The following is a 20,359-nucleotide window of genomic DNA, read 5'->3' as shown; positions in this document are numbered from 1 at the left end:
CGGTCTAACGACCGCGGCTCATCAACATGACGAACGGAGATCCCCTCGGAGGACACATCGAGCCAACAGGTAGGGATCGACCGTGGATTTGGGGGTGTTGGCCGATCCACGCGCAACCCGCGATGGGGACTAGACCAGTCGTCCGGGGACGGGTGTCCGCAACTCGTCACTCGTCACTCGTCCCACCCCACCGATCACCTGGCCGCCTGAGGGTCAGGCGGGAACTCGGCTGCAGCGGCGCTCCATTGCATTCCGGAGTCCATCTCGCTTTGAGCATTGCCCTGGTTGACCGCCCAATCGGATCCGAAGAAGAATGACCCCCCTGGCAGGGGAAACAGAATACGCGAACCATCGGGATAGGTCTCCTCCAGCGACCAGCCAAACAACAATGGCTCGGAGATCGCCACCGGTCCGGTCGGCGCCGGGGCGAGGGCGAAGTCCATCGCCGGTGCATCGCAGGGTTCCACCTTAACCTTGAGTGGGAAATTGTCCACATCACGAATCCCAAAGGTGACGCCCAGGCTGCCGATGTTGGCCGCGGTGTCGAGTCCGAGGATCGCGATGGTCATGCCAGCAGAGTTTGGATCCTGGGTTGGGATGGAATCAGAGCCCAGCCAGGTGATCTTCTCGCTGCTGCTCCTGTCGCAGGGATGTGACTCCACACCGGTGGCTTTCATTTGCACATCCGACACCCGAGCGGCGCTGGCATAGCGCGTAGGACGAATAAATACATTCCCCGGTTCTTTTCGATACTCTCCCACATCCGCCCGAAACACGAGGCTCCACGTGCCGTTGATCTCATGCGGGGTCTTGGGTTCGGTCATCTTATAAGTCGCGTGAACGATCCATCGGCTGATCCGACGGACATTGCTCTTATGACCACGGGCAATCACCTGAACATCGCCCGCCGAGCCGGCGCCCGATTCCGCCAGCGAGCAGATGATCTCGCGATAGTCCCATGAACTGATCGCAGCCGACGTACCACCGATCATCACCTGCTGGTCCGCTGCAGGAGGCTTTCCAAACAAGCCCTTCAAATGCACTTTATTCTCCGATTCGTCGACTAAGCAGTATTCGATCGAGGGTGCAAAAACTCCGAAAGCCTCATCGCCAGCCGCCCCCTGGAAAACAATCTCCGTCGTGGTGGCCAGGCCTTTATCATCGACAGTTGGGTAGCGATGCAATCCGCGCGATCGCAATTCCGTCCACGACTTCTCATAGTCGAAGGGACGCTGCGGAGTGGCTGGTGGAACGAATCGATTCGCGCCCAGCAGGCGGTCGAACAAAAACATGGTCGCGTTCGCCACCGATGCGCCGTCGATATTCTGAGTCCAGCTCGACACCATTTCAGCCCCCACCTCCTGGAAAGCGCTTCGCATTGAAGCCGCCGCAGCTGAACCGCTCTGGCAAGCCGCAATCCAAATGCTGGCGTGATTCTCCTTGGGATACTTCAAATACTTCCTCACCCACGCATCCGTGATTCCAAAACGCCACTGATTGACGGGTACTGTGAGGTTGCCTTGTGAGTCCGGAGTGTAGAAAGCCGCTGCGAGAACGATCCCCAATCGTTTGGCTCGAAACTCTTGTTTGAACTCGGCCACCGAAAAATCAGGGTCAACCTTGTTGAAGTTCACCTGTTTGTCGGTCCAGAGACCAAAAACGGGAACGCTCGAGTGGGAGCCGTCGGGAAGAATGATGGCTTTCCCGGTAGCATCGTACTGAGGGGCTTGGAAGAGACCGCCATGCGTGTTGAAGAAAAACACCGCCTCATTACGAGTGCCTTTCAACGAGGTCAACGCTCCGTTGTCGGAACTTGTGACATAGCCGTTCGAGGCCAACTGCCGAGCCAAGCGTGGACCAGCCAGCGTGAATCCAGCCCCGACCGTCGTGGCGAACCGAGCCAGGTTCTTTCCCGGAGTTTCGGTGCCGGCCAACTGGATCTGGGGGACTTGATCTTCCGGATCGAACGGATCAGGCCGACGATTATTCCAAAAGGCCAAGGGGATCCCATCCTTGGTCAGTGCCCAGATCCCATCGGGAGTCGACCCCGAGCTATTGATGTCGGATCGGCCTCTGAGAAAGGCTAGGATATTGGTCTGCCACTCTTGACGGTTGGTGGCGGGAACCGAGTTTGCGTACGCCGCCAAGGCATCCAATGTAGCTTGGATCGACTCCCCACTCGGGTCCGTCGACGTGTCGCCGGAAGCGACCCGGAAGAACTGTTTCGGCTGCGAGGCCGGAACTTGGGTGGAGGCATTGGTGGTGGCCGACCCAACAGCCAGCCACGGGCCAGCAACGCTCGAGCTCTGCTCCAGCTGGAAGGGAGGAATGCCGCCGCTCCACTCGAGCAACAGCTGCGTTCCCTGCCGCACCGGCGGTTTTAATCGGAGTGCCTCAGGATCCGCGGCCTCCACTTGAACAGCCCAGCCGAACGTCAGCAAACTACCGAGAGCGAGACAGAATGACCCAATCCAGTTTACACGATTTCTCACGCTGATCTTATCGCAGAGAAACGACCCAAGAGCAAGCGTGGGATGGCGGTGATTCGTGGCCCTCTACGGCTTTTCGGCACGCCCCGGAGGGGATTCCAGCTACGCTGGAGGGACCAAAGCGGCAGAGGCCTGCCGGACATTGGAACTATAAACCTCATCGGACCGCTTCGCGGTCAACTCCATATGTCCGCCATTCCTCGCGAAGCGTTTGGAGTGCTGTAGCCCTCTACAGCTTTTCGGCACCCCCGGAGGGGGATCCCCGCTACGCTGGGTGGACCAAAGCGGCAGAGGGCTACCGGACATTGGAACTATAAACCTCATCGGACCGCTTCGCGGTCAACTCCATATGTGCCCCATTCCTCGCGAAGCGTTTGGAGTGGTGTAGCCCTCTACAGCTTTTCAGCACCCCCGGAGGGGGATCCCCGCTACGCTGGAGGGACCAAAGCGGCAGAAGGCTGCTGGAAATTGGAACTATAAGCCTAATCGGACCGCTTCGCGGTCAACTCCATAGAGCCCCCCCCTCCTACGAAGTGCCTGCTAGATATCTTTCCTGCGGAAAAGAGCCGATCCGCTGGTGGTTCCCTTGAAGCTGCCATGAATGGCTCCTACTCCTTATCCGGGGGAACTCCTAAAAACACCGACGGAATCCCATAATTTCGGTGATTCCTATAGATTAGGCACTCCCCCGTACGGATTATTCCTTACGTACGTATGAAATAATCCGTACGGGAGGCCGGCTCCGAAGGATACCTCGTGGAACGCTCATGGATGGGATTCATCCCACGCGTACTCAGATCGCGGTTCCCGTTAGCGGGAGCTGGGTGCGGATCCAGGAAACCACTCGGTGTGCTGATCACCCTGGCGCCCAAAGTAGGTGACCCGCTTGCCACGCAGGAAGGCAAAGTAGCCTTGAACTCCGGCTTCCATCGCACGCCTCGTGAACTCCAGGTACCTCTGCCCGTTTCGCTGGCTATCCAAGATATCTGCTCGCAAGGCGGCTGGATCGAAGACCTCGTGAACTGGAGGCAGTCCTTCGTAGTCGATGGTCGTCACCACGGTCTCCCCGCTGGCGCTGTAAAAGGTTTTCCGCCGCCCGACATAATCGACCTGGTAATACTCCACCCCCGCCTCGACCAGCATTCCCACGATCTCGGGGAAGGGCTTTAATCCCTGCAAGGTGGCAATCGACGCCTGTTCAACGAGTTCAACGTTCATGATGGCTTTGTTTCAATTGTAGCGCCCGTGTGGGGCTTCAATAGGATAGACAATCCGGATAAGTGGTTGTGACAGTCCCGACGTAATTTCTGCGGAGGGGGCGTGTTTCCTCACCCCTCGTGCCTGAAGCCGCAGGCAACCGCGCGCAACCCGGCGTCAATTGCTGTTGAAGCTGGATTGCGTGAGAATCTCCCGCAGCTTTTGGGCCAGATCAGGGCCCGCCAAGAAGGGCTGCGAACGGTAGAGCTCGGCATGCTGACGATCGAGGGAATGCAACTGCTCCATCCCATCCGCAGCCACCTCGCGAACGTTGGCGATGCGATCTTTGGAGAACTGCAGACTTTTAGGATCCAGCCAACCGTTGCGCATAAAGCCGCTCGCCTTGCGGGCGCAGCGGCACGGATTGGCCCGATTCACCAAACCGCACTTGTCGTTCATGAACTGATAGAGATCCTGCCGGGCGCGGCTGAGCAGCTGCCGAAAATTGGCTGGGCTCTCCCCGAGCGCAGCCCCGCCCACCTCGCTGCTTTCCCCCAGGACTTCACCGAGGATGAAGGCGAGGCGCTGACGTCGATCGAGACACATCAACATCGCCGTGATACAGCCGAGCTTTGCCTCCTCCACCAGGAGACTCGTCTCGACTGGCAAGGCACGCTGGTCGGGCAACTCCTCATCCGGCACGCCGTCGAGCGACGCTCCCATGTCGGCGAAAGTCATCTTCTGTTCCTCCATCTCGGATTTACGGACGTTCAAAAGATGGTTCACCGCGATGCGGTAGAGCCACGTGCGAAAGGCAGCCTTACCCTCGAACGTGCTCAGGTTGGTTACGGCTTTGATGAGAATCTCCTGGGTCGCATCCTCCGCGGCCTCGCGTCGCCAAACCATGCGCATGGCAAGGTTGAAAATCCAGGACTGATGGCGTCGCACCAGTCCGTCGAGCGCGTCCAAGTTCCCGCTCCGCGCTTGAGCGAGGAGGGAGTCATCGGATTCAGAGGGCATTTCCATACCACATTAGACCGGAATCTGCGCTTATTGTGACAGTTAGTCCGTAAAGGGGAAAGCTGCGCCTTCCCTGGCAAAGTCTACTCACCTCGCCTCCTGCAGTTCCATTGGTGCTAACGCCCGAGGCCAATACCCCAGCACGAAAATAAATCACACAACATGCTTATCATTAATAACATAAAAATGATCCTTGAAAATCTAAATGACACGCTTTGATTTTCACGTTCACCGAAAAAAGTCCTGCGCATTCTTCGCAACGTAGGCTTCCACGCAGCGCTCAAAAGCCTGACTGCACCTGGATCATTTGCTTTGCCATTGGAGCAATCCGAGTCTAGCGTGAAATGACTACCGTGATAGTATGAGAGATGCGGGGGATCGTGGGTTCAACGGGGCCTACCAGGCTTACGATCCTTGTAGGAGATGACCAATCCCCTACGACCACGCTCGTTTCCGCACGAGTTCATAAACACGGGTAGCGATCCGAGCGGGTGATTTAGGACGAGGAGGATCTAACCATTTCAGTTTATGTCACAAATTCGAATGTCACGCGCGCTTAAGCCAGCTCAAGCACTTGCCGTTTTCCTGATCCACCTTCGGGGACTGCTGGTTGGGGCATCCATTTTCTTGGCGCAAGATGTTCAATCCCATTTACTCAGTGCGGCCGTCGACCGCAGCGCCGAGGAAGCGGCTGATACACCCCTGTCTCTAGGCCTGGAGTCTGTGAAGGATCGTCAGGTGAGGTCGCGGTTGGCGGAGAACCTGGGGAGCGTGGTCTCGCCCGCTCAATCTTCTACTCTGTGTTCTGCTGAACAGTTTCTGGCGGCGTTAACCAACGGTGGTGTGATTAGGTTGGAGTGCGACGTATCGATCAACCTGGCGCAGACCGTGCTGATCTCTCGAGACACCATCATCGATGGAACAGGATACCGAGTGGTAATCAATGGGCAAAATCGCGTGCGGCTGTTCCAAGTGCAACCGGGCGTAACGTTAAGCCTGACCCAGGTAATCCTCACCGGAGGCAATCATGTGGGAAGGCCAGCCACTGAAATCGCCGATGCCGAGCCTGCCTTTGGGGGAGCCATCTTCAACGATGGCGGAACTGTGAACGCCGTGCGCTGCGAGTTCGTAAGGAATCAAGTGTTTGGCGGGTTAGGACTTAGAACCTTTCGAGAGCCTGTCGGGCAGGGATCGGCTGTAGTGAGTGCCAATCATGGCGGGGCAAGTCAAGGAGGCGCGATTTTTAGCCGCGGAGGAGCACTCAGTTTCTCCGAGTGCCGATTCGTCAGTAACACGGCAACGGGGGGCGAAGGTAGTTATGATACGGACTGGCTTTTTGTCTCTTATGGTTCCGGGGGCCCTGCGCGGGGTGCGTCGATGTGCACCATTGACACCTCGCTGAACTTACGAAGTTGCTACTTTGAATCGAATCGAGTGGTGGGAGGAAGTGGGGGGCCTTCCCGAGATGGGCATTTCCCATTTGATGGTATTTCCGGAGCCGCAGAAGGAGGGGCGCTGTATCTCGAGGGCGGCCAGTCGAGAGCAGAAGAGTGTATCTGGCACGGTAATGAGGCGTCCGTACCTTACTCTTCACAAGCTAATCCAAGCGGCATTGCTACGGGCGGGGCTGTCTTCATCCGAAGAGGCTCATTGATGGTCACACGGTGCAAATTGCTATTCAATCAAGCGGAGCGAGGGGGAGGATTTCACAACGAGGGCGATCTGGAAATGATCCGATGCGAGTTGTCTAAGAACCGCGCGCAGGCGAGGTTGCCAAGCCGGCACGGAATGGGTGGTGGGGGATTCAATGGGGGGGTCGCAGTCTTGCGTCAATGTCACTTCAAAGAAAATGAAGCTCAAGGCGCGTTGTCGCACTTTCACAGAATCACTTGGGTTCCTCCTACTGGGCACGGAGCCGGTGGTGGCATCTACAGCGTCAGTTCATTGGTCCTGATCGACAGCACTCTTGAAGGTAACCGCACGTTTGGCGGAGGATTCCCCGACGCTGCCTATTCCGGCGGGGCTCCAGCATTCGGAGGCGGCCTGTACAATTCCGGCTCGTCCTTTGCTACCAATGTGACCTTCTTCAACAACTCAGCGAATGGGAGCGGACATTCCCCAACCTCCGGGGCGGGACTCGGGGGCGGGGTTCAGTCGCCCGGAGGAACTGCTATGGGCGGCGCCGTGTGTAATCTGAATGGATCCCTAGCACTCGTGAATGCGACATTGTTACAGAATGCTGCGCGGGGTGGATTGGGGTATTTCTGGGAGGGGAACAACCTCAAGTGGCCCGATGGCGAGAACCTTGGTGGCGCCCTGTTCAGCACGAATAAGAAGCTGATGCTCCGCAATACCATCGTGGCGGGTAGCCTGTCCGGCACCAACTGCTTTGGGCCGATCGCCGACGACGGCGGAAACCTGAGTTCCGATCAGAGTTACCCGTTCAGTGGAGGGCTCACCGGGGTCGAGCCGAGACTCGGAGCCTTGGGCGACTACGGCGGAGGAATTCCAACACTTCCGCTGTTGCCTGGAAGTCCAGCCAGGGATACTGGACTAAGCACAGCGTGTCCGCCGACTGATCAGCGGGGACAAGGCCGGCCCTTCGGCACTGCCTGTGACATCGGGGCTTTCGAAGACCAGGGAGAGTTCAGCCCGAGCGCACTCCACATTTACCCGATCACTGATTCAAGGATTCGGCTGGTGTACTCGGGGCGATCCGGGGGCCGATACGCCATCCAAACTTCCGATAATTATTTTCAGTGGCAGGCACTGACAGCTCCGATCTTGGTCGGCGACAACGGGCAGTTGGACTTGACCTATCCTGTCGATCCGAGAGTGCCCATCCGGGCCTTTCGGGTGGTAGAGCCGTAAGTTGCCCGTAAGGGAAAGTCTAGAATACAAGCCGGCCCCCGGACAGACTCCTGTGTGGCGATCGGCAAACAATAGTCGATTGCAGGCGTGGGCATAAGCTCGATCGATCCCAAACTGTTCTCAGCGTTACTAGGGGATTGTCGTAAGCCTCGGCATGTGCATAGTCAACACGTCCTTCCCGAGAATTCAATCGAATTAGGCTGCCCGATGCTTCCCTCAAACTCCTCGCTCGCTTTACATTCCGCGGTCCGACGGACGCCGACCTGATCGATGGCTGCATCGGGGAAAGGTCGCCCGTATTCCTAGTTGATGAATAAACGGACCGAAGCGGTGGCCTTACCCCATCTGAGAAGGAGGTTGACGACGGTGGGGTTTTGATTCTATGAGACGCTTGTCTGTCGCGCTCATGCGTGGCCCTCGCTGCCGTACCCTCAACGGCACGGGCCATCCCGGCAACCTCATTCCACCGCTTTCCAGGAAACCTTCGAACGTCGGTGCGTCTCCAGAGTCCAAGCGTTGTGATGACGAATTGGCATTCCTAGTTAGCGGAGAAGTCCTATGAAAGGTGGCCCCTCAACATGGCGAGAACGACAGCCTCGCCTGATCCTTTTAATCACATCCTCCGCAGCTTCAAGTCGCCAAACATGCCCCACGAAAACCATCGAAGATCTGAGCCGGGTCGGCGAGCTTGCCTAGGGTGGTGTCGCACATACGGCTGAAACTCCCGAGTTGGCAGGGAACAACCGCCGGACTATACTGCCCAAAGTGCACCACGAACTACATGATGAGGTCGGCTTGGAAATCGCGAAGCGCGTGGTTGTGCAGCTTCGCAGCAACCCCGATCTCCTCAACTTCGCTCGGACCAACGTAAAAGCCTGGAGGCAGCGAAACACCGATGCTCCGGCCCTCCTGGCGTGCTATAAGGAGTGGGAAGAACTACTGAACAAACCCATGGAGATCATTTGCTCCAACTTGTGCTCGGAGACGGAAGAAGGCTGTCGTTTGCGACAGAATTCACCTTTCGCAGGACTGCTCCCCCCTCAGGAAATCTGGGATATCAAACGAACGACCCGGGCAAGATATGCGAAGAGCGCAGCTTGAGCACGTCATCCGAGCAGCCTCTGGAATCACGGGAGCCACAGAGTTGGTCATTATCGGCAGCCAGGCGATACTTGGACACTTTCCAAGCCCCCCCGATTCGCTCTGTGTCTCGATGGAAGCGGATGTGTTTACATTCCGCGATCCGGCAGATGCCGACCTGATCGATGGCTGCATCGGGGAGGGATCCCCCTTTCACCAAACGTTCGGCTACTACGCCCACGGCGTTTCGGAGGAGACAGCCATACTACCCGAATGTTGGAAGCAGCGCCTCGTGCGCCTGCAGAACGAGAATACCGGCACAGGCGTCGGCCTCTGTCTGGAGATGCATGACCTCACCGTCGCGAAGCTCATGGCCGGTAGGGAGAAAGATTTCGACTTTGTTGCGGAACTCCTACGTCACCGTCTGGTGAAGCCAGAGATCATCCTCCAGCGGCTGGAAGCGACCTCGGTCGATGATGCTCGCCGCAGCCTATGTCGAGATCGGCTCAAGAGGCTATCGGTGGTAGGAGAACGCAGCAAAGAATGACGCTACATGCATGAGGCCATGGGATGCTCGTGATCTTCTCAACTCGGCTCCTACAGGAACGTTGACAGGTGGGGTGCGGAACCGAAGGCCAATCAGAAGGCTGGCTTCCTCCTTCGCTCAAAGCCGCCACCTACGCCGAGGCTACGGCGGACAAGATGGAGGACGCGGACTCGAAGGGTTTACATGAGCCGAAGGCCAATCAGAAGGCTGGCTTGCCAAGCCGTAGCTACAGGGGATGTTCGTCGAAGCCCGTCTTCGCTTGAAAGCTTCCGCCGTCGCCGGAGGCTATGGCGGGACGAGCCTCCGTGGCAGCCTTGCTTTGGCTCCGCAAAGCGAAGGGTTTTATATGAGCCGAAGGCCAAACTAGAAGGCTGGCTTGCCAAGCCGTAGCTACAGGGGATGTTCGTCGAAGCCCGTCTTCGCTTGAAAGCTACGACGTGGCAGCCTTGCTTATGCTCCGCAAAGCGAAGGCTGGTGCATTCGACAGGATTTGAACCTGTAACCTTCTGATCCGAAGTCAGAAGCTCTATCCAGTTGAGCTACGAATGCTTCCCAGAAAACGAAATTGATCGCTTGGCGAGCTTTGCAGCCCAACCAAGCACGCGAAGACTACAACGAACCTTCTCCAGACTGCAATAGGCAAGACACAGGGGATTTTGGATTTTAGATTTTGGATTTTAGATTGCTCTGAGGCGGACCAGGGAACGTCCGACACGGACGTTGCTACAAAGAAGCCAATTTCAGGGGGACCTCGGGCGAAAGCAACTAACGCTTGATGCCAGCACGTACAATGGAGTTTGCCGAAACCTCCACGGTGGTCTGACGACCGAGAAAATCCAGCAGGACCGTCACCCGCTCCCGACCTGGCATCACCCGGTTGACCACCGCTTCCAACCCGTGAAACGTCCCGCCCGCAATCGTGACCGTCTCCCCCTCACGGATTCTCTCACCCAAATCATGAATCTCTTCGTTCCCGACCAATCGACGTAACTCCTCAATCACCGCCTCAGGAATCGTCGGCCAACGATTGCCAAAATGGACGATGCCGCTAACCCCGTTGGAGTAATGAATCCGATTGAGTGACGTCTTCCAGTCGAACTTCGCGAAAAGATAATTCGGAAAGAGAGCCTCGGTAACCCAAATAGGACCCTGACGGGTCGCCCGAGCATAACGCACTCGAGGGTTCAAAACCTCAATCTGCTCATATCGCCTAAGATGCGTAGCCGCAATATGTTCGTGCTTGGGCTGAGTACGCAAACAAAACCAGGCCGTCCCCTCGGGAACCTCTTCTGCCACCACGGGCATCTTGTCCTGTGTTTGCGACACAGGTGGAAATTAATGCCCCGGGGCCACAAGGCAACGATCAAATGAAGGTAAGATGAAGGGGGCGAAGACCTGGAACCCAAGGACTCCTTCGCCTTACCTCGTCACGTAGAGCACGACTTGAATCTCACCCGGAAAAGATTTAATACCGGATCCGCCCGGGTCACCACTTTTTGATGGTCCCCGTCACCGCAAGCTGCCTCAATTACGCTCGACATGTCCGCCGTCGCTCCAGTCGATGCCCCTGCCCTGCCCCGCTCCCTGCTGGACTTGTCGTTTGGTCAACTGCAGCAGGTGCTGGTGGCCGGCGGGCTGTCGCCCGCGCATACGCGTCCACTCTGGCGCCGGATTCACCGCGACTTGGAGCGAACTCTGATGGGGCAAGCCGATTTCTCTCCGCCGTTGGAACGGTGGGTGGCGAAAAACCTCGGAGACCAACCTCGCTTCCTCATCGATGCCCCCACCCAGGTCGCCGATATCTCCAGCAGCGACGGGCTGACACGCAAATTCCTGCTCCGCCTGGACGACGAGCAAACCATCGAGACGGTGGTCATGGGTTTCAAGGGTCGCCACACCGCCTGCGTCAGCACTCAGGCAGGGTGCGCCATGGGCTGCGTCTTCTGTGCGACCGGTCAAATGGGTTTCGTCCGCCATCTTCGCGCGGGCGAAATTGTCGCCCAGGTGCGACATGCCCAGCGCGCACTCCGGGCGGCCGGACAGGAAGACCTCCGCAACCTCGTGCTGATGGGCATGGGCGAACCCCTGCACAATTACGACGCCGTCATGGCGGCGCTGGAAATCATCCGCGATCCGGGAGGCCTCAACATCGGACCCAGCCGCATCACTCTCAGCACGGTGGGAGTGGTGCCCGGGATTCATCGACTGGCGCAGGAACAGCAGCCTTATCACCTCGCTGTCAGCCTGCATGGATCCACCGATGAGGAGAGGTCTGCGCTCGTCCCCGCTGGCCGACGGTGGCCACTGGGCGAATTGATGGCGGCCTGCCACCGTTATTGTGCCCAAACTGGTCGGCGGATTTTTTTCGAGTGGACCTTAATCGCCGGCACCAATGATTCGCCCGCACACGCCGAGCGACTGGCGGCCCTGCTATCCGGGCTGGACGCTCATGTGAATTTAATCCCGCTCAACCCCACCGAAGGTTACCCAGGAATCGCCAGTGCTTCGGATGCGGCGAAAGCCTTCCAGAAGACACTTCAAACGGCCGGCATCCCCAGTACGGTTCGGCAACGTCGCGGCATCGATGTCGTGGCCGGCTGCGGCCAACTGCGGGCCAGTTCTTAGTGTAGGAGTCGACGAAAGAAGGCTTCGGCGGCCGACGATGGCCTCACACTAAGGCACAAAGCTCGCCAAGCTCCCGAACCGATCCTTCCTCCGTGTGGTCTACGTTGTCCGCGAGCAACAACCTCAGTTTTCCTTCCCTCCAAGAGCTTTGTGGCTTCGTGGCTTTGTGTGATAAATTCGGCCGTTGCCTTCGGGCAGACACCCCGACCAAAGCGCGAGGCAGGCTGGTCCGCGCTGCCAGGCGAACGAGTACGTCAACGTCGCCAGGGGGTCTTCACGCGATAGAAGCGATTCGTGCTTGAACCTAGATCAACCCAGCGCTCCACGCGACTGCTGGGAACGGCCGGATAATCCGCCACCCGCGTCCACACCGGCTGCTCAAGATCTTCCGCCGCCTCGAGTGTGTATGTCCGGTTGCCCAGGGCCAGGAACTCAAACGACACCCCACCCTGCCCCGCAAGGCTGGCCTGAAGCTTGAGCACGCTACGAGGATCGGTCGGATCGGTTCCCGCAATGAATTCCGCCAGATTGGACATCCGATCCTCGTCACGATCCAATCCTGCATCCTGAGCCGACGCCGGATCGAGCTGCCACTGGGATTCCCAGGAGTCAGGCAGGCCGTCCTTGTCAGTATCACCCAACAAGGCCACGGTGGCGGTCTTGCTGGTGATGACCGTTCTCCGAGCCAGATTGCTCACCGTGACGCTGAAGTTAGTAAGGGAGCCCTGGATGTTCGTCGCCGTCATGAAGGACACGCGCTGATGCAGGGTCATGACCCCGCCGGGAAGCTCGAGATTTCCGCGTCTCCATCGATAGGTGATCGGCAAAGTCGCGGTGTTGGTAATCACCACGCTGAAGGTCGCCGAACCGCCCGCAACGCTGACGGTGCTAAGCGGGTCCTGCACAATCACAGGATCGATCAACATCCGAAGGGAGGCCGATTCGCTGTAGATGGTGGCAACCGAATCGGTGATCTTGACCCGATAGAGGCCTTCATCGTCCAGATCGACGGCGTTGAGCGCGAGCGTCGCACCATTCGCTCCAAGTAGATCCACTTCATTGCGCTGCCACTGATAGCGAATCGCGGTGGTGCTGTCGGCCGTGACCGAAAAGACCACATTGCTACCCGGTCGAGCCAGAATGCTCTGCGGATGGAACACAACCCGCGCCGGCAGAAGAACGCTCAGTCGTGCCGAGGCGCTGACCACCGATCCGAATCGATCGACCACATCCACGGAATACCGCCCCTCCTGCGCCTGGCTGACGGCCGCCCATTGCAACACTCGCTGTGTAGCACCAGGGATCCGCTCGCCTTCGAACTTCCATTGATATTGAACGGGCTCCTCGGCCATCACGACCACCGAGAATGAGGCGTCCTGACCCGCGATGGCGACGACATCCTCCGGCTGGGTCACCACGCTGGGTCCGCTCCCGGAACCAGGAACATAGGCTTGGCCGGGCGATGGCAAGGCAGCGCGCCAGTGGGTCGGCTCGCTCCCATAACCTCCGGTATCCGTCCGATGCAACGAGGCACCAGACCCATCCGCCGCCCCCGGCCAGGGAGCGCGGTCGTTATACCGAACCTGATCCATGGCAATGTAGGGAACGCCACCCGATGTTGGTGTGCCAGGCGCTTGCAGTTCGAGTTGCTCGCCGCTCTGCTGCAAACTTCCCGCATAGGGCCCCAGTATCAACACGTTCTCGGGAAGGCCATGCCGCGCACGGAATCGCACGGGCTCGTCCCTGACGAGGAGCACCGTCTGCGCTGGCTGGATCCGAAGCCCGGCCGGGAACACAAACGTTAGACCCGCGACGCGCCATCGGTTGGTCGGGAACACAGGATCGAACAGATCCATAGCCGTCAGACCACGATGGTAGATCTCCACATATTCATCCTCCGGAAACCGTGGATGGTAGGAGATCTCGCTAAACACCAGTGAACCAACCGCCGGTCCCGAGTTGGTGGCCCCCAAAGTAATCCGAGTCTGAGGAGGGAAGGACTCCTCGCCCGCGCTGTTCACATGCCGCCCCAATGATACCCCGTCGGAGGAGCCTCCGAAGCTCCATCCGTGCGAGTATCCAGTCAGGTCCCCGTTCGCCGCTCCGGAGAACAAATAAATTTCCTCGCCGAGGGAACTGAGGCCAAAGCTCGGATCGGAACCCGGCTGCGGATTAAACTGGGGCTCCCGCACGGTCAGAAAGCCTCCCGGTGAGAGCACCGAGCCCACCGGCAAACGGAACTTTTGAGGGTCGCTCGGATCATCCGTAAGCCACCATCCCGTGAGGTCGACGGACAACGACGTGGGGTTGTGCAGTTCAATCGCATCGCTGCCCGCCGTCGGCGAGGCGGCCTGGATCTCCGAAATCACGACCGGCACGATCGTGCTGGGTGGATCCTGCTGCCCGGGTGATCCCCCAGGCTGGGAACTGGCGCGATAGGTGCCCAGCACGGGATCCGACAACACGAGGGAGAAACCAAACCCATCGGCCGCAACCGGCCAGGGGGCGCGGTCGCGGTAGCTGATAGATCCCAGAACCACTCCCTGGGGGTGGATCCATTCAATCGTCTCGCCACCGTTGTCCAGTTTACCCTGATAAACTCCATGGACGATCACACCCGGGTAACGCCGTTCGAAAGCAACCCGATCTCGCACCAACAACCAGGATTTGCCCGGGTCGAGCCTCGAGCCGTTGGTAAAGGTGTAATCGATGCCACTCAAGCTGATCCCCGTCAGATCCAAGGTGCGGGTTCCGATATTCTGGAACTCCAAGAACTCATAGGCATCCTCGTCCAACTCACCCGGAGCCGAAGGATGATACATCAGCTCGGAAACCACCAAACTTTCGCGGATACCACCCAGCACGTCGGCCGGCGTCGGGATGAACTCCACCGGAGCCGACCACCGGCTCCACCGTCCCGTCGTGTCCTTGTGCTGAACCCGCGCTCGATAGCGCTGGCCGGCTTTCAGGTAGGCGCCCGGAATCAGGATGTCGGCCTTGAACGGGGTCAACTCGCCTGATTCCCAAATCGCATCCCATTCCAACCGGAGTTGAGCGGGATCGGAAATGGGTTGGTTGGTGGTCAGAACCTCGGCTACCCGCCAACGCAGGGCGGCAAACGTATTGGCACCTTGAGGATCCGCAAATGCGGAGGAACGGAAGAGAAGAGCATTGAGTGGATACCCGGCCGGGCCCACGAAGCTGAGCGTGGGCTGCACGGGAATCGCCGCATCCCGAGCGACGGTTTCCAGGTAAGCCGCCTGCCCCCCGCTGGCCACATCGCCCCCCGGCCAGGATCCCCCCACAAACGCGAAGCGCTTGAGATCGGCCACATAGGCGTCCAGTCCCCCGGACAATCCAGGCCCAGCGGCAGGTAACGATCGATAGGCGGCCTGGGAGAGAGCCCGCGGATTGTTGGCCGTCGGCGCGTTGGACCAGCGTTGAAGATCCGCCGGAACGAACGCCCGAATATCACCGGCCAGCGCATCGATGATGGGCATCAACTGATCGGGTTGAAACAGGAGGTCACGCATCTCACGCACCACGTTCTGATATTCCACAACCAGTTCCGGCTTGCGGCTTCCCCCGCCCTCCACAGCAAAGATCCCGTTATATGGGCCATCGTAGCCGGAGTTCCAAGTGGGTCCCCAGGTGGAGTCGGTGTCCCAAGGCAGGGTCCAAAGCCGTCCCAGGAAGTTGTTCTCCGGTGTGTAGATGGGCTCGAAATACCACGCCGCATTCTTGTTGGCGGTGGGCCAGTAGTCGTAGTGCCGGATGCCCTCGGCTACGGCGTGGTAACGGAACCAATTCGAATAATTGACATGGGCCAACAGCCAACTGCTGCTCTGGGTGGCGTTGAGCCGTTGCTGGATGTTGAAGGCATCAGCTGAGTTGGTGACGGCGAACGGGGCTTGATACCGCTCCTGTCGCTGCTGGTCGACCAGCACGTCATCGCTGCGGGGCGCGTTGATCAGCTTATAGAGATTTCCCTTGGGCAGATCGTGAGTCTCCAAGAAGCGCACATCGTAGTTTTCCTGCGCCCAGGAGAGCCCCCAAAAGTCGCCGCGATAGGCATCGGGGCTTTCGTCGGCTCCCTGAACCACTCGAAAGTGAAAGTAGTGCGCAAGCGGAGCGGGCACCCCGACCTTGTTCCACAGGAAATAATTGACGATCTCGTTGAGCGCCCAGGTCAGGGTCTGACGATTGCTCGATCCCTTTCCGGTGGTCAGCGAGGACCACTTGGTGGGATATTTGTTTCCGCTGCGGTCGCGCGCCTGGAAATGTCGGCCCTGATTGAACTTGAAGCGCATATTTCGCTTTCCCTCCTGATAGCGTCCGTTCGCCCCACGCAGACGATAGCGCACGTGATCATACACCTCCCCGTCATAGACGATCGCCCCTGGCCAGTTGAACGCATAGCGGGCCTCATTCGCGACCGACCCACTGAATTGCTCGATCTGCGGCAGACCGTCGTAGCCATTGCAATCCAGCAAGTCTTTGGGCCGGGTGATGAGAAAATAGACGGGGAGTGAGGTTAGATCGGCACTTGCGGTTCCGAAGTAGTCCGGGACGCCGTCGTAGACAAAATAGGCAAAATTCAACGACTCATCGTCTTCGAAGGGGGAGCGACGGGAGGCGCCGAAAGTGTCCGCAGCGGTGATCCGATAGCGCACCAAAGTACGGTTCGCTTGAGGCGGAAGCACGGCAGTGTAAATGTCATCGCCCGCCACCTCGTCACCCAGAAGCCCATTGTCCACCATCACCACCGAGACCCAATTCGATTCATAAGCCGGATTCGGCAGAGGGGGTCGCAGTGGATTGCTGTTCAGGGCGGAGATGCTGTACGGCAGAATCGAAGGAATGAAGTTGCCCGGCGACACGACCTGATACTCCAAGGTGACCGAGGCCACCCCTTCCGGATCGGTGACCTTGACGGTGATGGCCACGGCATTGGTGGAAGCGGGAGTCTGCGGACTATGGTTCACCTGACGTTGCTGAGGCGGGGCATTGAGAGTGAAGGTGCGATTGGTTCGTCCCGGGGAAGGCAACGACGGTGAAAGCGAGGTGGCCCAGGAACCGCCCAGATTGTTATCGATGGTCGGATTTACCAATTCCATCGATCCGCCATTGCCATTGGCTCCAATCGGCCAGGGAAACTCGCTGCGAAATTCGACCCGATCCATCGTGGCACCCTTCGCATCGCGCAAGGTTAGATCCTCGCCCTCGTTGTTAAGCACGCCCTCCCAAGGCCCCACGGCCGAGATGGAATACACCCGCTGCAAAGTGGCTGGATCTTGGGCCACCACCAGAAAGCCACGCGGCTGGATAACCGCCCCCGCGGGAAACAGGTAGTCGATTCCGCCCTCCAGCCGCCACCCCGACAGATCCAGCGCCGTTTCGCGCGGATTGTAGAGTTCAACGAACTCCTCCCGCACGGTGTTGTTCACCCCGTTGTAGTGAATTTCATTGATGACCACGCGCGAGGAGTCGAGCGCGACCTGGAACACCAACACCTGGTCCAAGGTGAGCGCTGCGCTGTCAGTGGTGCGCACGCGGATCGACAACGAGGGGGAAGTGCCTGCGGTGAGGGGTGCCGCGAGGGCAAGTCGGTTCCCGCTCAGTAGAAAGAAGCCGTTGTCGCGCGATCCTTCGCCCCCGACCAGGGCGTAGGAATGGGTATCCAGCGGATTGGCATCCACCGTCCGCAAGGCCGCAGCAAACGCGCCCACGGCCGCGGGATACAGCAGATTGGTCGAGCTGAGCACGATGCGGCTGGGGCTGGTCGGAAGTGGGTCCACCCGAATCGCGACCGTCGCGGGAGCCGAGGTCTGCGAGCCGTCGCTCACAGTAAAGGTAAACTCATCGTTGCCCGCGAAGTCCGGACTCGGATGGTAGGTGAGCACGGGAGGTACACCGGACAGCGTGCCATGGCCCGGAGGCCGCTCCAGCGCATAACTCAGGGTTCCACCATTGGGATCACTGCCGGAGAGTTGAATGTCCCGGGGGCTGTTCCGAATGGTCGCCACCGACTGCGGAAACGCCGTCGGGATCCCGGGATCGACAAACACGGTGACTGAGGCCGTCCGAACGCCGAAGGCGTTGGTCGCGGAAAGCAGGTAGGTGGTGGTTTGCGTCGGCGTCACTACCCTGCTCCCCTCGGCCCCAAGGATCGCACCGTCGCCGGGGTCGAGTCCCAGGCTGGTAAAGTTGGTCACCGCCCACGTGAGTCTCACCGAATCGCCCACGTAAATCGTGTTCGTGGAAGCGGTAAAGAGTCGAATGCCGGGCAGATTGGCATCCAGGTGAGCGGACTTCAGCTCGCGAATGACATTGGTCGCCTCAGCGGGATTCAAGGAGGAGCCATAGAATCGAACCTCTGCTAAATCTCCCACGAAGCGCCGTCCCAGCGCGGCGTCGCTGGTATGGATGGCCCCCAACGAGAATCCTCCCGAGTTCCGAGCCAACACCGACAACCCGGTGGTCCTTCGGGCCACCGGACGGTCCTCCAGATACAGCGCCTGGGCTCCACCGCCCCAAGTGATGACCGCGATGTGATAATTACTATCGACCAAGGAATTTCCGGTGACAGTCGTAGTGACATCCGGCTGTCCGGATCCAAAGGCGAGTCGACCACGTTCGTCGATGACCAGCCCCCAGTCCGCCGTGATGCCTCCCTGTTCGGCATCGACGATGCCCGACTTTCCGTACCAATGCGTGCTGGTGTTGGTCCCGACGGCCGAGGCCTTGAAAACCAAGGCGATGGAGAAAGCCTTCAACCCCGCCACCGGGCTGCTATCCACCGTCATCCAATGTCGATCGAAGCGGAGCACCGAACTTCCTCCGGGGGTGGCCCCTTTTCGCAGAATCGGTTGCGCTCCGGAGACGGCCAGAGCATTTCGGTTGGCCGAACTAGTCCAGGTGCCGATGGCATCCCCTTCGTCGAAATTGTTCAGGTCGTCCGCGCGCCAGGCATCCAGCAACTGTCCCTGACTAGAAGTGGCGAGCAGCGCCGTGAAAACCAGGAGCAATCCGAGGGAAACCACCGGTTGGGAAGAACTGCGGGTTACAAAGTTCATGGGAATATCATTACTGAAACAAAAATCATTGGATAGGGCAACCTTGTTCGCGGCATCCTCGACCTGTGTTTAGCCCCCCGCAGAGACGCTCAGATCTCACCCGCTGTCAGCCCCCCCTTCGGCTCCCAGCCGAAAATCAGAATTGATGTGCAGCCCAACCTGAGCTGAACTCTCCCCATGCCCACGACCACCACCACTAAACCTCTCCCCCACAGCGAACTTCTCGAGCTGAAACGGTGGAACACCCCCACCGTCTACAATGGGTGGGAGCAATTGACGTCGCATGATCGGTCGCGCGCTGGATTCAATTTGGAAGAGACCCGCGACTTCATGCCGCAAATGGGGCCCATGGTGGGGTATGCTGTCACCCTGAAGGTCGAGCTTAGCAATCCGGGCCACCCCAAAACCCACCCAAACGCGTGGGTCGACTACTACCTCTACATTGCCAACCAGCCCGGCCCAAAAATCGTGGTGGTCCAGGATCTGGACAAACCCCGAGTCGTCGGTTCTTTTTGGGGCGAGGTGACCAGCAACACGCATCGGGCGCTGGGCTGCGTGGGGACCATCACCGATGGCGCAATCCGCGATCTGGACGAGATGACCAACGCTGGCTTTAAAGCGCTCGCCCGCCGGCTGGCCGTGGGACACGCCTATGCCTGCCCGTATATCTGGGGAGAACCGGTGGAGGTCTTCGGCCAGAGGATCCAGCCCGGCCAGCTTATCCATGCCGACAAGCACGGTTTCCTGGCGATCCCACCGGGCGAGGAAAAGCATCTGCTCCGAGCCGCGCGGTTCATGGACTCCAATGAATGCCGGACCGTCATAGCCGCGGCGCGGAACACGAGCGGCCTGTCCCCGGACCAAATGATCACTCAGATCGCGGCCGCTGGAAAAGCTTTCCGCGAGAACACCCAGGTCGAGTTCAGTCGCACCGGCGAGTGGTGAAGGGCGGACGTGCATCGGCAACCCCTCCAAGCCAAAAAACGATCGGCCGGATTTACACCGCAGTGACGGGAAGAGCGCAGAGAAAAAAGGGATGCAGCAAGACGAACCGCTCTCTGGAGTGCGCGTGGCATGCCCTCATCTTCACCTCCTAGAACCCGCAGGGTTCAAAGAAATTAGCCGGGGGTCGAGCGCAGCGACACCCCCGGTCTGGAATCCCCATATTTTACAGCACCCTGAAAGGCGTGCCACCCGGCGACAAATGGACTGACGAACGGTTCAGGTTCCTTGATTACGGGTGACACAAGCCTGAAAAACCGGGTGGCATCGCTGCGCGATGCTCCGTGTTTTTAACGGTTCCGGGGGTGACAGCACCCCCGTATAGCCTAACCGGAGTTATTCACCGGCTGCGGGAGGGCTCCCTGCAGAGCCCTCCACAGCAGACGGTAAATAACTCCGTCGAAAATCATCATTTTGATCTATTTTGGTCTGGATGCCGTACGGACATCACC

The 20,359-nt window shown here is 58.9% G+C and carries 10 protein-coding genes and 1 tRNA gene; 5 read left to right on the top strand and 6 right to left on the bottom strand.

Annotation, left to right across the window (positions count from 1 at the left end; all coding sequences use genetic code 11):
• Window positions 1-194: 194 nt before the first annotated feature.
• From JNN07_13350 to JNN07_13340, 3 genes are all read right to left on the bottom strand, one after another.
• A complete protein-coding gene (locus JNN07_13350; protein ID MBL9168723.1) occupies window positions 195-2,492 on the bottom strand; it encodes a hypothetical protein in 2,298 nt (765 codons plus the stop codon).
• 807 nt (window positions 2,493-3,299) lie between these two features.
• A complete protein-coding gene (locus tag JNN07_13345) occupies window positions 3,300-3,707 on the bottom strand; it encodes a DUF1398 family protein (protein MBL9168722.1) in 408 nt (135 codons plus the stop codon).
• Between the two features lie 156 nt (window positions 3,708-3,863).
• The gene (locus JNN07_13340) at window positions 3,864-4,706 is read right to left on the bottom strand and encodes an RNA polymerase sigma factor (GenBank protein MBL9168721.1); all 843 of its coding nucleotides are present in this window, start codon (window positions 4,704-4,706) and stop codon (window positions 3,864-3,866) included.
• 528 nt (window positions 4,707-5,234) lie between these two features.
• Here JNN07_13340 and JNN07_13335 point away from each other — a divergent pair.
• The 3 genes from JNN07_13335 to JNN07_13325 all read left to right on the top strand — a co-directional run bounded on the left by JNN07_13335 (window position 5,235) and on the right by JNN07_13325 (window position 9,204).
• On the top strand, window positions 5,235-7,577 hold the full coding sequence (locus tag JNN07_13335) for a hypothetical protein (protein ID MBL9168720.1): 2,343 nt from the start codon (window positions 5,235-5,237) through the stop codon (window positions 7,575-7,577).
• Window positions 7,578-8,342: 765 nt separating this feature from the next.
• Window positions 8,343-8,678 (top strand): hypothetical protein, encoded by a 336-nt coding sequence (locus JNN07_13330; protein ID MBL9168719.1) that lies wholly within the window; start codon window positions 8,343-8,345, stop codon window positions 8,676-8,678.
• The gene (locus JNN07_13325) at window positions 8,659-9,204 is read left to right on the top strand and encodes a hypothetical protein (protein MBL9168718.1); all 546 of its coding nucleotides are present in this window, start codon (window positions 8,659-8,661) and stop codon (window positions 9,202-9,204) included. Before JNN07_13330 ends, JNN07_13325 begins: the two co-directional genes overlap by 20 nt.
• A 472-nt stretch (window positions 9,205-9,676) precedes the next feature.
• On the opposite strand, the gene JNN07_13320 is transcribed toward JNN07_13325, so the two are convergent.
• Window positions 9,677-9,753: transfer RNA gene (locus JNN07_13320), tRNA-Arg, on the bottom strand.
• A gap of 216 nt (window positions 9,754-9,969) precedes the next feature.
• Window positions 9,970-10,530 (bottom strand): hypothetical protein, encoded by a 561-nt coding sequence (locus JNN07_13315; GenBank protein MBL9168717.1) that lies wholly within the window; start codon window positions 10,528-10,530, stop codon window positions 9,970-9,972.
• A gap of 213 nt (window positions 10,531-10,743) precedes the next feature.
• Between JNN07_13315 and rlmN the strand changes: the two genes are divergently transcribed.
• Window positions 10,744-11,829: a 23S rRNA (adenine(2503)-C(2))-methyltransferase RlmN gene (gene rlmN / locus JNN07_13310; protein MBL9168716.1), complete on the top strand. Its 1,086-nt coding sequence runs from the start codon at window positions 10,744-10,746 to the stop codon at window positions 11,827-11,829.
• A 254-nt stretch (window positions 11,830-12,083) separates the two neighbouring features.
• On the opposite strand, the gene JNN07_13305 is transcribed toward rlmN, so the two are convergent.
• On the bottom strand, window positions 12,084-18,905 hold the full coding sequence (locus tag JNN07_13305; protein MBL9168715.1) for a lamin tail domain-containing protein: 6,822 nt from the start codon (window positions 18,903-18,905) through the stop codon (window positions 12,084-12,086).
• 177 nt (window positions 18,906-19,082) lie between these two features.
• On the opposite strand from JNN07_13305, the gene JNN07_13300 reads away from it, so the two are divergent.
• Entirely contained in the window at window positions 19,083-19,850 is a 768-nt protein-coding gene (locus JNN07_13300; protein MBL9168714.1) for an RraA family protein, read from the top strand.
• Window positions 19,851-20,359: the final 509 nt, after the last annotated feature.

It is taken from the genome of Verrucomicrobiales bacterium, assembly GCA_016793885.1.
In the GTDB taxonomy this organism is placed as follows: Bacteria; Verrucomicrobiota; Verrucomicrobiia; order Limisphaerales; family UBA11320; genus UBA11320.
This window is presented reverse-complemented; position numbering and strand designations above follow the sequence as displayed.

Coding starts and splice junctions, on each gene's coding strand:
- JNN07_13345 (MBL9168722.1), bottom strand. CDS start 3,707: ATGAACGTTGAACTCGTTGAACAGGCGTCGATTGCCACCTTGCAGGGA.
- rlmN (MBL9168716.1), top strand. CDS start 10,744: ATGTCCGCCGTCGCTCCAGTCGATGCCCCTGCCCTGCCCCGCTCCCTG.
- JNN07_13305 (MBL9168715.1), bottom strand. CDS start 18,905: ATGAACTTTGTAACCCGCAGTTCTTCCCAACCGGTGGTTTCCCTCGGA.
- JNN07_13300 (MBL9168714.1), top strand. CDS start 19,083: ATGCCCACGACCACCACCACTAAACCTCTCCCCCACAGCGAACTTCTC.
- JNN07_13340 (MBL9168721.1), bottom strand. CDS start 4,706: ATGCCCTCTGAATCCGATGACTCCCTCCTCGCTCAAGCGCGGAGCGGG.
- JNN07_13325 (MBL9168718.1), top strand. CDS start 8,659: ATGCGAAGAGCGCAGCTTGAGCACGTCATCCGAGCAGCCTCTGGAATC.
- JNN07_13335 (MBL9168720.1), top strand. CDS start 5,235: ATGTCACAAATTCGAATGTCACGCGCGCTTAAGCCAGCTCAAGCACTT.